The organism is Actinopolymorpha pittospori (assembly GCF_014873875.1).
Taxonomy (GTDB): domain Bacteria; phylum Actinomycetota; class Actinomycetes; order Propionibacteriales; family Actinopolymorphaceae; genus Actinopolymorpha; species Actinopolymorpha pittospori.
Window position 1 is genome coordinate 10,431,195 of sequence record NZ_JADBEM010000001.1, and the last position, 13,138, is coordinate 10,444,332.

At 67.4% G+C, this 13,138-nt stretch carries 13 protein-coding genes and 1 pseudogene; 8 read left to right on the top strand and 6 right to left on the bottom strand.

What is annotated here, in order from left to right; translation table 11 throughout:
* The first annotated feature begins 99 nt into the window (after positions 1-99).
* Positions 100-777 carry a class I SAM-dependent methyltransferase gene (locus tag HEB94_RS48290; RefSeq protein WP_192756055.1) on the top strand — a complete coding sequence of 226 codons (678 nt, stop codon included), beginning with the start codon at positions 100-102 and terminating at the stop codon, positions 775-777.
* Positions 778-899: 122 nt separating this feature from the next.
* Here HEB94_RS48290 and HEB94_RS55030 read toward each other — a convergent pair whose 3' ends face one another.
* Positions 900-1,169, bottom strand: coding sequence for a histidine phosphatase family protein (locus HEB94_RS55030; protein ID WP_192756056.1), 270 nt, complete (start codon positions 1,167-1,169; stop codon positions 900-902).
* A gap of 31 nt (positions 1,170-1,200) precedes the next feature.
* Positions 1,201-1,428, bottom strand: a pseudogene (gene tnpA, locus HEB94_RS48300) (IS200/IS605 family transposase); the annotation flags it as partial.
* Positions 1,429-1,445: 17 nt separating this feature from the next.
* On the opposite strand from tnpA, the gene HEB94_RS48305 reads away from it, so the two are divergent.
* From HEB94_RS48305 to HEB94_RS48320, 4 genes are all read left to right on the top strand, one after another.
* Positions 1,446-2,609, top strand: coding sequence for an RNA-guided endonuclease InsQ/TnpB family protein (locus HEB94_RS48305; protein WP_192756057.1), 1,164 nt, complete (start codon positions 1,446-1,448; stop codon positions 2,607-2,609).
* Between the two features lie 290 nt (positions 2,610-2,899).
* Positions 2,900-3,358 carry an SRPBCC family protein gene (locus tag HEB94_RS48310; protein WP_192756058.1) on the top strand — a complete coding sequence of 153 codons (459 nt, stop codon included), beginning with the start codon at positions 2,900-2,902 and terminating at the stop codon, positions 3,356-3,358.
* A 121-nt stretch (positions 3,359-3,479) separates the two neighbouring features.
* Positions 3,480-3,836: a YciI family protein gene (locus tag HEB94_RS48315; protein ID WP_192756059.1), complete on the top strand. Its 357-nt coding sequence runs from the start codon at positions 3,480-3,482 to the stop codon at positions 3,834-3,836.
* 30 nt (positions 3,837-3,866) lie between these two features.
* Positions 3,867-5,087 (top strand): RNA polymerase sigma factor, encoded by a 1,221-nt coding sequence (locus HEB94_RS48320; RefSeq protein WP_337918492.1) that lies wholly within the window; start codon positions 3,867-3,869, stop codon positions 5,085-5,087.
* Between the two features lie 88 nt (positions 5,088-5,175).
* Here HEB94_RS48320 and HEB94_RS48325 read toward each other — a convergent pair whose 3' ends face one another.
* Together HEB94_RS48325 and HEB94_RS48330 are read right to left on the bottom strand one after the other, a co-directional pair.
* Positions 5,176-6,279 (bottom strand): metallophosphoesterase, encoded by a 1,104-nt coding sequence (locus HEB94_RS48325; protein ID WP_192756060.1) that lies wholly within the window; start codon positions 6,277-6,279, stop codon positions 5,176-5,178.
* A gap of 152 nt (positions 6,280-6,431) precedes the next feature.
* Positions 6,432-7,037 (bottom strand): dihydrofolate reductase family protein, encoded by a 606-nt coding sequence (locus HEB94_RS48330; protein ID WP_192756061.1) that lies wholly within the window; start codon positions 7,035-7,037, stop codon positions 6,432-6,434.
* A gap of 87 nt (positions 7,038-7,124) precedes the next feature.
* On the opposite strand from HEB94_RS48330, the gene HEB94_RS48335 reads away from it, so the two are divergent.
* Together HEB94_RS48335 and HEB94_RS48340 are read left to right on the top strand one after the other, a co-directional pair.
* The gene (locus tag HEB94_RS48335) at positions 7,125-7,712 is read left to right on the top strand and encodes a TetR/AcrR family transcriptional regulator (protein WP_192756062.1); all 588 of its coding nucleotides are present in this window, start codon (positions 7,125-7,127) and stop codon (positions 7,710-7,712) included.
* Between the two features lie 54 nt (positions 7,713-7,766).
* Entirely contained in the window at positions 7,767-8,177 is a 411-nt protein-coding gene (locus HEB94_RS48340; protein ID WP_192756063.1) for a VOC family protein, read from the top strand.
* Positions 8,178-8,374: 197 nt separating this feature from the next.
* Here HEB94_RS48340 and HEB94_RS48345 read toward each other — a convergent pair whose 3' ends face one another.
* Positions 8,375-9,802: an IS1380 family transposase gene (locus HEB94_RS48345; RefSeq protein ID WP_192756064.1), complete on the bottom strand. Its 1,428-nt coding sequence runs from the start codon at positions 9,800-9,802 to the stop codon at positions 8,375-8,377.
* 247 nt (positions 9,803-10,049) lie between these two features.
* The gene (locus HEB94_RS48350; RefSeq protein ID WP_192756065.1) at positions 10,050-11,249 is read right to left on the bottom strand and encodes a GAF domain-containing protein; all 1,200 of its coding nucleotides are present in this window, start codon (positions 11,247-11,249) and stop codon (positions 10,050-10,052) included.
* 345 nt (positions 11,250-11,594) lie between these two features.
* On the opposite strand from HEB94_RS48350, the gene HEB94_RS48355 reads away from it, so the two are divergent.
* Positions 11,595-13,109 carry a CehA/McbA family metallohydrolase gene (locus HEB94_RS48355; protein ID WP_192756066.1) on the top strand — a complete coding sequence of 505 codons (1,515 nt, stop codon included), beginning with the start codon at positions 11,595-11,597 and terminating at the stop codon, positions 13,107-13,109.
* The last annotated feature ends 29 nt before the right edge of the window (positions 13,110-13,138 follow it).

The following is a 13,138-nucleotide window of genomic DNA, read 5'->3' on the forward strand; positions in this document are numbered from 1 at the left end:
AACCGCAAGACTAGCTGGGCATCGTCTCCGCGCCGGTTCGGACATCCGTGATCCATGGACACCCGTGATCCACACCTGTGATCCACACCGGAGGAACCCATGAACGCCGTACGTGAGAAGCGGTTCAGGATGCTCGCGATGGAAGGGCCGATAGCCCGGTGGTACGCCCAGCAACGTGGCTCGAAGAGCCAGCTCCAGCAGTACCACGACCAGGCCGCCCAGCTCACCGCCGACCTACCGAGCGGGTCCGACGTACTGGAGGTCGCGCCGGGGCCGGGATACCTGTCCATCGAGATCGCGCGGCTGCGCCGGTTCCAGGTCACCGGACTGGACATCAGCCGCTCCTTCGTGGAGATCGCCGACGAGAGCGCGCGTCAGGCCGGTGTGCGCGTCGACTTCCGGCACGGCAACGTCGAGCGCATGCCCTTCGACGCCGACTCCTTCGACCTGATCGTCTGCCAGGCCGCGTTCAAGAACTTCCAGCAGCCGGTGGTCGCGCTCGACGAGATGTACCGCGTCCTTCGCCCTGGTGGAACCGCCGTGATCCACGACATGAGTCGCGACGCCTCGGGCGGCGACATCGAGGAGGAGGTACGCCGGATGAGGCTCAGCCACGTCAACGCCTTCATGGCGAAGTCGGCACTGACGATGCTCCGGCTCCGCGCCGCCACGAACGCGCAGTTCGAACGTCTCGCCGCGCAGAGCAGGTTCCGAACCTGCGCGGTCCGCTCCGAGGGGATCCTCATGGACGTGCGATTGACCAAGCCCGCGGGCTGAGGAAGGCCGTTCGGCGTCAGGGGCACATCAGGTCACCAGAGACCGCGACCGCAGCGCGCCCGCGCTCTCCCACGCGTGCGGGAGGAGATGGGCGTGGTCGTTGATGCGGTTGAGGCGGGCCTTTATGTCGCCGCCGTCAGGAAGCCAGCCGTCCGTGACCCACTCGGTGATCCCCGTCTTCGTCCACTCGGGATAGACGACAGGGCGTGGAACGGAAGGCTGAGGAACGCCCACAGGCTGGCGCGGAGCGGCACGGTGTGCGTGACGATCACGACGGTCCCGCCCTCGCTGTCGAGCACGGTCTCGATCAGGGCACGGGTGGCGCGTTCGACGGCTTCGCGATACGACTCACCGCCCGGCGACTTGGGTGCGTACGGCGTCCAGTTGGCCAACCGGTCCAGGGCGAGCGTGTTCAGCCAGTCCCGGATAGTGGAGGAGCAGGTGGACGTGGTCGGTGTCGCCGTTGAACTCCCGCAACTCCGCTCCGAAGTCGGTGCACACGTCCCGCATGACTTCCTCGCAGCGTCGAAGGATGTCGTCGGTGAACGGTCCGCGCCGGTACTTCGGAGTGAAGACCAAGTGTGCATGGAGGGTGGAGACGACCGTGCGACCCCTGCGGACATCGGGGTTTGGCTCCCATCGTGGTGACATAGACAAACGATAGGATCATGTCCGTGGAGATCGTCGTGCAGGTGAAGCTGATACCGGAGGCCGACCAGGCCGCCGCGTTGTCGGCGACTCTGCACACGGTCAACGAGGCCGCGAACTGGGTGTCTTCGGTGGCGTTGGAGCGTGGTGTTCCGCGTGAGTACGAACTGCGCAAGCACACCTATGCGCAGCTGAGGTCGTGGGGGCTGGGTGCCCAAGCCGCCCAGCACGTGATCAAGAAGGTCCGTGACGCCTACACGGCGCTCAACGCCAACGTCAAGGCCGGGCACCTCGGTAAGCCCGGATCGAAGCGAGGTCGAAAGGCCGAGACGAAGCCGATCGTGTTCCGCCCCGAGGCGGCCCAGCCATACGACGACCGCTGCCTTTCCTGGCAGTACGACACGCAGACGGTGTCCATCTGGACTACCGCAGGCCGGTTGAAGAACGTGCGGTTCGCGTGTTCTGCGGGCGCGCTCAAGACACTGCGGGAGCACCGGCAGGGCGAGTCCGACCTGATCGAAGGGGACGGCGTCTTCTACCTGTACGCCACCTGCAAGGTTCCCGAGGCCGAGCAGTACGAGCCCAACGGCTTCATCGGCGTGGATCTCGGCGTCGTCAACATCGCCACCACCTCCACCGGCTACAAGGCTGCCGGGCGCGGCCTGAACCGGCACCGCAAGCGGCAGCTCGACCTGCGCCGCAAGCTGCAGCGCAAGGGCACCAAGTCCGCCAAGCGCCTCCTCAAGAAGCGCAACCGGCGCGAACAGCGCCACGTCGCCAACACCAACCACATCATCTCCAAGACGATCGTGATCGAGGCTGAACGCACCTCAGCCGGGATCTCCCTGGAAGAACTCAAGGGAATCCGGCAGAGGGTACGGCTCCGCAAGCCCCAACGGGTCGCACTCCACTCTTGGACCTTCGCCCAACTCGGAGACTTCATCGTCTACAAAGCCCGCAGGGCCGGCGTGCCCGTGGTCTTCGTCGATCCCGCCTACACCTCTCAGCAGTGCTCGGAGTGCGGCCACGTCGACAAGCGCAACCGTGTCGACCAGGGGCTTTTCATCTGCCGGAACTGCGGGGTCGTTGCCCACGCCGACCGGAACGCTTCCCACAACATCGCCCGCAAGGGCGAGGCTGTGTGGACTGCGGGGCGTGAGTCACGCGTCCCTGCCACCCCATAAGGAGTGTCTGGACGGAGGAGCCAACCCAGCAGCCAGTTGGGCGCTACCTCCAAACCCGGTCCTTCAGGGCCGGGTTAAGTTGACCTCGTGTGCGTTGCGGACAGACGTGTCTGCGCGAGTTCCCGAAGCTTCACCATCAGGCGATTCTCGACCCGCCATCACCCCAGGCCGACGAACGTGACCGCCCTCGGTCTGTACCAGCACCCCACGCGGTGACCGGCTTACTTGCCCACGTTAATGCCTTGCTGGTTATATAGCTCTATCCGAATGAGCCGGGAGGACAGCGAGACATGGCAGACCCGCCCACGACCAGCATCCGCACACCGGATCTGTCCACGAGACCGCACGCGCTGAGCGTCGAGCGCACCGTCGCGGCGTCGCCTGCGGCGGTCTTTTGCGCCTGGACCGAGGGATTCGACACGTGGTTCGCCGCGCCCGGGTCGGTGCTGATGAGGCCCGACATCGACGTGCCGTTCTTCTTCGAGACCGAGTTCGAAGGCGGACGCCACCCGCACTACGGCCGCTTCCTCCGCCTCGAACCCGACCGCCTCGTCGAGCTGACCTGGGTGACCGCCGGAACCGACGGCGCCGAGACGGTGGTGACCGTCGAACTCGCGCCGAAGGACGGCGGGACGCACGTACGGCTCACCCACAGTGGTTTCCCGACCGAATCATCGCGGGACGGGCATGCGGAGGCGTGGCCGCGCGTACTGGCGCACTTCGACGAGTGCACCCGGCCGGGTCGGTAGACCGCCGCGGAAAGTTCCTCGAAAGTCCTCGGGGCGAAGTGTCCAGAAGGGCGACCGGGCTTTCGTCCCTAGAGTGAGGTCGGCGATCGGCGCCGGCCGCGAACTCGAGGAGCAGTCAGTCATGCCCAGCTACGTCGCACTCACCTACACCTCTGACATCGACTGGTCCGACCCGCAGTACGCGGAGGAGATGAAGGACTACCGCGAGTTCGGCCAGGCGGCCGCCGCGGTGATCAGGGGCGGCAACGCGCTCTACCCCACCGCGACGGCGACGACCGTCCGGGTCTCCGGCGGCAAGGGCGGGGACGTGATCACCAGCGACGGCCCGTACGCCGAGACCAAGGAGGCGCTGACGGGCTTCTACCTGCTGGAGTGCGCCGATCTCGAGGAGGCGGTCGCCCTCGCGGCCAGGATTCCCGCCGCCTGGAACGGCGCGGTCGAGGTCCGCCCGGTCCTCGAGTTCGAGCAGAAGTCCTGAGGCCAGCCTCAACGGCTCGGCCGAACGACGGTGGACATCGACGCCGGTGACGCGGCGGCGCGGCTGGTCCGTGAGGAACGCGCTCGCGTCCTCGCCACCCTGGTCCGCGTCACCGGCAGTGTCGACCTGGCGGAGGACGCCGCACAGGACGCTGTCGTCCGCGCCCTGGAGACGTGGCCCCGCGACGGCGTACCGGACAATCCGCGGGCCTGGCTACTGGTCACCGCGAAACGGCGGGCGATCGACGTCATCCGTCGGGAGTCACGGCGGGCCGGGAAGGAGGCCGAGGCGATGAGGTTCCTCGACCCGACGCCCGAGCCCGCGGAGGTCGTCCGGGACGACATGCTCCGGCTGGTGTTCACCTGCTACCATCCGACTCTCGCTCTGGAGGCGCAGGTCGCACTCGCGCTGCGGATCCTCGGCGGGCTGTCCACCGCGGAGGTCGCCCGTGGGCTGATGGTGCCCGAGGCGACCATGGCCAAGCGGCTCACCCGGGCAAAGCAGAAGATCGCGCAGGCTCGAATTCCGTACCGCGTGCCGGCCGCGGAGGAGCTTCCCGGCCGGCTCGCGGGGGTCGCGGCGACGGTCTACCTGATCTTCAACGAGGGGTACGCCGCGGGCAGTGGCGCCGACCTGGTGCGGGTCACCCTGACCGCCGAGGCGATCCGGCTGGCCCGGCTCCTGGCCGTACTGATGCCCGACGAGCCGACCGTGCTCGGACTCCTGGCGTTGTTGCTGCTGCACGACTCCCGGCGCGATGCCCGCCTGGACGACACAGGCCGGGCGGTCCTGCTCGCCGACCAGGACCGCGCCCGGTGGGACGCCGCCGCGATCAGGGAGGGCGTCGAGCTGGTGGGGGTGGCCTTGCGGCGTACGCCGGACCGCCCCAACCGGTACGTCGTGGAAGCGGTCATCGCGGCGTGCCACGCGCTCGCGCCGTCCTACTCCGACACCCACTGGGACGCGGTGGTCTCGTGGTACGACGTGCTCCTCACCGTCAACGACGTCCCGGTCGTCCGGCTCAACCGAGCGGTGGCGGTGGCCGAGCGGGACGGCGCCGCGGCCGGGCTCGCCCTGGTCGACCAACTCGGCGACCTGAGGAGCTATCCCTGGTGGCACGCGACCCGGGCCGAGTTGCTGCTCCGGCTGGGCCGCGGTGACGAGGCGCGGTCGGCGTATGAGCAGGCGCTCGCGCTCGGGATGAGCGACCCGCAGGTCGAGCACCTGCGCCGCAGATTGGCGAAGCTGTAGACCGGGACGACGCGTTCGCGAGCAGACGATGAGGTCGACCCGCCAGTGGTCGCGGTTGGTCCGCTGCGACCGGCGGGTCGACACTTCGTCACACCAGGTTCAACCCGGAAAGGCTGACGCTGAATTCGGGGAAGGACTCGTCGGTGGACGGGCCGTAGATTCGCGTCTCCAACGTGTTCCGGCGCGTGTTGATTTCGACCAGCCGGACTGGGTTGGTGGTGTTGGAGTGGAAACACTCCAGGAAGGAATGGATGACATTCCCGTGAACACCCACATCGGTGCGGTGCGCGGCCGTCCCGACATGCCCGGAGAACACGAGCTTGATGTTGGGATACAGCTTGATGAGATTGTCGTAGAGGTACTGCCCAGACGTCGAGCCGTATCCACCGTTCGTGGGTTCGATCGAGCCGCTCGCCGTCAGGTAGGAGTGCGTCTGCACAATCACGTTGCTGTCAGGGTGGGCCTCAACGACCTGCCGGGCCCAGGCGACAGCCTCCGGACGGGGCCACAGTTCGAGCGTGAGGACGAGCCACTTCTTCCCACCCGCCTGGTAGGTGGTGAACATGTTGTCGGACTTGCCGGCCTCGAAGGTGCCACCCAGCGCGCTGATGCGACTCGGCGGGAAGACCGCGTTCCACTCCTCGGTGTGCCGGACGAGCTTCTTGGTGTCGCACTCCGCAGGGGAGAAGCGTTGCAGGCACTCGGGGTTCTTGACGTAGGCATCGCCGCCGTAGCCGCCGGCGCCGTTCCAGCCCACGGCCCGGGTGTCGTGGTTGCCGATCGAGAGTGCGTACGGAATCTTCGCCTCCTCCAGCGGCTTCATCGCCGCGGAGGCCACCGTGTACTGCGAAGGTGTCAGCCATCCCCAGTTCGTCACGTCGCCGGAGTGCAGGACGAAGCGCAGGTCAAGCCGCTTGCGTTCGCTGGCCAGCCACTGCGTGCGCTGGAGGAACCGGTCGTCGTCCGCCTGGAGCACCTCCTGCTGGGTGTCAGGAAGAACAGCGAAGGAGAACACCGGGTCCGCGGGCCGGCTGTCGGCTTGGGCCGGCTCTCCCGTCGGCGTGGTCCCGTCCGCTGTCGACGCGGACGCCTTGGCGCTGTTGGCCGCGGTGAGTGCCAGCACCGCCATCACCAGGGCGATGACGACGGCCATGACGCGGGACATTGACAGACGTGGTTGTAGCGACTGCATCGAACTCCTCTGGTCGGTCGAGCCGCGGTGCCAAGGCATGACACACCGCAGCTTTCTCATCCGAAACTTATGCGGATCTCAGAAACCGACAAAGCGGAGCCGAGCGAATTCAGGGCCTCGACGTCATGCCGTCAGCGGCAGTTCACCGCGGATCACCCACGCTCCTCGATCGGGGCCGGAGCCAACTCCTTCTTGCGGGTGTAATTGAGGATGATGGCGCCGCTCTCGAGCGTTCGGCTCTCACTGAGCTCGAAGAGTGTGGGTGAGAAGTCGGTCGTGAACATGGGCAGGCCCGCTCCGGCGACCACCGGATAGAGCTTGACGAGCAACTCGTCGATCTCGGGCAGCAGAGTTCCCGCGAGCCGACTGCCGCCGATGAGGAAGATGTCCCTGCCGTCCTCCGCCTTGAGCTCGCGAACCCTGTGAAGCACATCGTCGGAGATGATCTCGACCGCAGGATCGGGACTGTCGGTGATGGTCTGGGAGACCACGTACTGGCGCAGGTGCGCGAACGGACTGGTCACCCCGACCTCCAAGGCCACGTCGTAGCTGCGACGCCCCTGTATCGCGATGTCGAAATGCTTGTTGTCGGCGTCCATCCCCAGCTGCTCGCGAATGTGCGTGGGGACCGTCTCCGGATAGTCCTCACAGATGACGTCCACGACGTCCTGGGTCAGTGGGTAGAAGTCGGCGTTGCCATCCGGCGCGGCGATGTAGCCGTCGATGGAGATGGCGACGTAGTAGACGAGCTTGCGCATCCATACCTCCGTAAATCACTCCGCCTGTAGTGGTCTGAACGTAGTACTACACTTGGAGTGGTGTCAAGCTGACCAGAGGGAGACCCAATGCGGCAGAACCCGGCACGACGTGCGGCACTGCTGGACGCGGCCATCGAGGTCCTGGCCCGAGACGGCTCGCGCGGACTGACCTTCCGAGCCGTGGACGCCGCGGCGAAGGTGCCCAACGGCACGGCGTCGAACTACTTCGCCAACCGCGACGACCTCCTCACCCAGGTGGGCGGGCGGGTCTATGAGCGACTGCGACCCGACGATTCGACGATCGCCGACGTGTCGAAGGGGCCACGCGACCGGTCCAAGGTCGCCGCGCTCATGCGGGACCTGGTCGAGCGGATCTCAGCGTTTCCGACTGGCTTCCTCGCCCTGCTCGAACTACGACTGGAGTCCACCCGCCGTCCCGCCCTACGCGAGGTCCTCACCCGTCAGATACGCGAGGACCTGGACGCAAACATCGACTTCCACCTGAAGTCCGGTCTGCCCGGGGACGCCACCGGGGTCGTCCTGCTCTACCTGGGCCTGAACTGGCTCATCCTGGACCGGCTCACCCTGCCCGACGTCAACCCCGAGGCGGAGATCCCCGCACTCGTCGACGAACTCGTCGAACGCGTCCTGGGACCAGGCCTCGCGGAGTCCTGACCCGCCGAGCTAGGACACGACCTAGCTCCCGTGACCTTGTGACAAGATCACGGGATGTTGCGACTCACCGACTTCATCATCGACTGCCCGGACACGATGAAGCTGGCGGCGTTCTACTCCGAGGTGACGGGCCGCCCGATCAAGGAAGGCGGCCACGCGAACTGGGCCGGCATCAAGTTCGGCGAGATCGAGCTGGCCTTCGTTCGGGTGGACGACTACCGCGCTCCGCAGTGGCCCGACGGCGAGCACCCCAAGCAGTTCCACCTCGACTTCGAAGTGGACGAGATCGAGCCCGAGCAGCGCCGCGTCCTCGACCTCGGCGCGACGTTGCAGCAGGACTTCATCGGCCCCGACGGCTACGGCTGGCGGGTCTACACCGACCCGATCGGCCACCCCTTCTGCCTATGCCGCAATAGGGGCGTCATCTGGACTGACCAGGGCCTGATCTGGCCCAAGCACGACTAGGGCCTGTCTGAAAGCCACCTGCCCTACTCCGGCCGACGACTTTGAAACACGCCCTTAGCCTCAATCCGTGGACTCGCTGGGTTGATGGTTTTGGTTGCGGGTCGCTCGTGGTTGGTGGTGGGTGGGCAGGCGGGGGCTGCTGGTCTGCCCAGCTTTCCTTTGGTCTCCGGTCGGGCCTTGGTGGCGGGTGGGTAGTTTCAGGCGACGCGTGGTGGGCCGGTTGCGGGGCGGAACACGTTGTGCCAAAGGGTGTTCCACTGTTCCGCCCAGGGCCAGTGCTCGGGTAGGTGCAGGACGGGCCGGCGCTGTGGGCGGGCGATTCTGGCGGGGACGGTGACGATGTGGCGGCGAAGCGTCGCGCCGCGGGCGGTGGCGTGGCGGGGGCTGGTGAGGGTGCCGGCGGCGCGGAGCAGGTTGTGGGTGATGGCTGCGCAGATCGCCCAGGCGCTGTTCGCGGCGAACCGGCCTGAGGGCAGGTGCGCCAACGGCCCGTCGATCAGATCGGCGAACACGGTTTCGATGATCGCGTGCCGACGGTGGGTGATGTCAGCATCGGCTGTGGGTTCGGTGTTGTTGGTGAAGAACGGGTGATGACGCCAGACCGGGAACAGCTCCTGATCGCCGGCCTGGTCGTGGGCTTGGTCGCGGGCGCGGTCACGGACCCTGCGCACGACCAGCCGGGCGGTGACCGGGTGCTTGGTCGAGGCGAACGCGGTGAACTCCGTCTCGGCGACCTCGGCGTCCGAAATCAACTCACCGGTGTCAGGATCGACCACCGCACCGGGGTAGTGCACCGGTGTCCAGGCGTCCTCGGCGATGGAGGCGATCCCAGCGGTCACTGCCGGGTTCTTGGTCAGCACCACCGAGAACCGCGCCCCTGCTTTCACACACGCGGCGACCACGGCGTGGTTGCCATACGCCGAATCGCCCCGCATCAGGATTTCGCCGGCCGCCCCGGCGGCGCGGGTGGTGGCGATCGCTTCGACCACCATGCTCGCCGCACCTTTCCCAGACCCGGCCCGCCCGGACCGGAGCCGGATCCCGGCCACCACCGGCGCGCCCTGGCTGGTGCTGATCGTGGTCGCCAGCGGTGACAAGCCGCGGCGCAGCACCTGCCGGCCGGCGATCTTGGTGTGCCCGAAACTCCCGCCCTGCTTGGCGTGCCCATAGACCGGGCGCAACAGCGAGTCGATATCGATGAACGCCTGGGTCTCGATGCCGGGCAGCAGCCCGCTGGCCTGGACAAGGTTGACCAGATGAGCCCGCGCGACCGAGGCCAACTGCATGCAGTGGCCGTGGGTGAACTCCCGCAGAAACTGGCCAAGCGTCGCCGGCGCGTACACGCCATCGAACAGCCGGCGCATCCCACCAGACCGGATCACATCCAGATCATCGATACAGTCCGCGCCGGCAGCCATCCCGGCAATGATCGAGGTGAGCTTGCCCGCCGGGTTGGCCGCCGCCGACCTCACCGTCGTGGTCCGGATCGCGACCCGCTCCTCCACCAGCTCCGACAGGCCCGCCCGCTCGGCCAACGCCATCACCGGCACCAGCCCCGCACACGACACCAGGTTCTGATCATCGAACACCGGCGTGGCCCGCGACCACCCATACGGTAGTTTCACTCTCAGTGCCTTTTGGATCGGGTTGGATCAGGACCTAGACACTCCAGATTCTCCCGATCCAGAAGGCATTTCTTCTACTCCGACCCGCCGACGATCAGCCATCAGTCCACGGATCGAGGCTTAGGTCGATCCTTTGACCTGGATTCGCTCGACTGTCGGTAGTTGGTGGCTCGTCGGTGACCCAACCGAACTCCAGGGCGGAGAGCCTGTCGTCCTGCACCCAAACTAGAACTGTGCCGATGGGCGCTCAGCTGGCGAGCGGCACGCGCCATTCGAGGATCGTTCCGGTCGGCCGTCGTGGCCGTACGGTGCACGCACCACCCAGGCTCGCCGCCCTGGTGTGGACCCGGACGAGAGCACCGTGCAGCGTCGAGTGTTCCATCAGGTGGCTGTCGTCGGTGACGACGAGGGCGACTCCGCGAGGCGTCATGTCGACGTTGACCTCGACGGTCGTCGGTGTCGCATGGGCGGCGGCGTTGGCGAGGGCCTCACGGACAGCTCGGACGAGCTCACGTTGCACGCGCGCGGGCATCGGACGATCGAGCGGGCCGTGCACGACGAGCCGCGGGGTGAACCCGAACGTGTTTCGCGCGGCGTCGATCTCCTCCAGGATCTGGCCGCTCGGCGTCTCCATGGCGCGCGCCTCGGCCTCGCTCTCGTGGCGGAGGGCGAAGATCGCGGTCCGGATCTGTCGCGTCGCCTCGTCGAGTTCGTCGATGGCCTCGTGCATCTGCTGCTGGATGTCCGTACGGGTGATCTTGCAGGCGACGCCGTACAGATGCGAGGCGATGGCGAAGAGCCGGTCGATCACCGAGTCGTGCAGGTCGGTGGCGATGCGCTCGCGGTCCTCCATGACCAGCAGACGGGCCTGCACCTGCTGCAGGGCCAGCGCCGCGTGACCGGCGAACATCTCGACGAGCGGTGCCTCCTCGGCAGCGACGCGTTCGTGGGGGGATCCGCGCCGCCACCCGACGATCAGGGCGCCGAACATCCTCCCGGCCGCGACCAGCGGGAGGTACATGCCGAGCCCGAGCGCGGACAGGGCCTCCGCGACCTGCACCGGAGGGTCGTAGCCCTCTTCGTGGGTGATGTCCTGGCTGACGACCTTTGCGCCGGTTCGGATCACCTCGGCGGTGAGACCCTGCTTGGGGACGGGCGTGCCCTCGTACCATTCCAGACCCAGGCCGTCGACCGCCTCGAACACGACGGTGTCCTCGGGATAGATCGGCTCATCGGAGACGATCGCCGCATAGTCGGCGCCGGAGACCTCGCGCAGCTTGCCGGTGACGACCCGCAACGCCTCGCGCCGGTCGACGTCGCCGAGCAAAAGCCGTGTCATCTCCAGCGCTGCCTGCAGCCAGCGTTCGCGTCTGTGTTCCTCGGTGAGGAGGTTCGAGGTGTCGATGGTGAGCGCCGCCCCTCTTGTCCACGCTGACGAAGAGTTCACCTCGATGGTAGGCAGACGAGCCCCGGATGGGGTGGGGCGCGGTGCGAATGTCGCCGCGACCGACCCGTGCCCGAAATGTGGCGCCGGTTGCCCGCATTGCCCGCGCTTGACCCTTCGCTGACGCACCCGGGGAACGACGTTCACGTGAGTGCCGGGTGGCGTGCGGACACCATTCCTCCTCGGCTGATGTCATCACCCCCGTGCCGAAGCGGGACCGGAGGGAATCGAGGAACCGGTGACAACCGCCCGGACCGAGTTCACCCGTGTTCACGCGTTCGTGGCCCGTCGGTCCTTCGTTGGCCCTAGCTTCGGTCCACGTCTCAACACTGATCACCGGAGGAACGCATGTCTGCTGGGAGTTTCAGTCGGCGCAACCTGCTGCGAGCGGGTGGGGTCCTGACCGCCGGCGCGGCGGTGAACCTGCTGCCCGAGGTCGCCTTCGCCGAGCCGGGCACGGACACCAAGACCCAGACCCGCACGGTCACCGGCACCTTCCCGCCGAGCATCTCCGACTGGTTTTACCTCCCGGTCAAGGTGCCCAACGGCGTCAACCAGATCGACGTCGTCTACTCCTACGACAAGCCGACGGTTCCGGCCGGGACGCGCGGGAACGCCTGCGACATCGGCATGTTCGGCCCCGAAGGCATCCAGCTCGGCAACGAGCGGGGGTTCCGTGGCTGGTCCGGTGGTTTCCGGGACCGGTTCTCGATCAGCGCGTCGGACGCGACGCCGGGCTATGTTCCCGGGCCTATCAAGCCGGGCACCTGGCACGTCATCCTCGGCCCCTACACCGTGGCTCCGCAGGGCCTCAACTACAAGGTCGACATCACCCTCACGTTCGGCCCGCAGGGCAAGGCGTTCAAGGCGAACCCTGCTCCCACCAGCGCCCCGGCCAAGGAGCGCGGCAAGGCGTGGTACCGCGGTGACTCCCACCTGCACACCGTCCACTCCGACGGTAGGCGTACGCCGGACCAGCTGGTGGCCGCGGCCCGTGCCGCCGGGCTGGACTTCATCACCTCCACCGACCACAACACCCAAAGCGCCCAGCTGCACTGGGGTGAGTTCGCCACCGACGACCTGCTGATCGTCAACGGCGAGGAGGTCACCACCCGGTCCGGGCACTGGCCGGCGATCGGGCTTCCGGCCGGCACGTGGATCGACTGGCGCTACCGCGCCTCCGACCCGCAGGACTTCCGCCGGTTCGTCAACGAGGTCCACCACGCGGGCGGGCTGGTGACCGCCGCGCACCCGTTCGCGAACTGTTTCGGCTGCGCCTACGAGTACTCCTACGAGCTGGCCGACCTCGTCGAGGTGTGGAACGGCCCGTGGGACATCGCCGACGAGGCCGCCGTGACCCACTGGGACGGGCTGCTGCGTGGCGGGCAGTGGGTCCCCGCGATCGGCAACTCCGACGCGCACAACCCGGACAACACCGTCGGCCTTCCGCACACCGTCGTCCTGGCCAACAGTCTGGAGCGCAAGGACCTGATGGCGGGACTCAAGGCGGGCCGGTCCTACCTCGCGGAGTCGACGGCGGTGTCGCTGGAGTTCACGGCCAGTGCCGACGGGCGGAAGGCGGGCATCGGTGAGCGCCTTCGCGCGAGCAGCGGTACGCCTGTCACGGTCGAGGTCACGGTGAAGGGAGCTCCCGACACCAGCGTGGCGATCAACGACCAGCTCGGCCCTGAGCGGAGCGCGACGGTGCCCGCGAGCGGCGAGGCGACGCTGACCTGGACGACCGATTCGCGCTACACCCGCTGGGTCCGCGCCGAGGTGCGCCGTGCCTCCGGTGGCCCGAACAGCACCACCCCGAACGCCATGGTGGCGATGACCAATCCGATCTTCGTCGGCGACGAGTGACGTCACGCACGCGTTGACGCCCTGGCTGC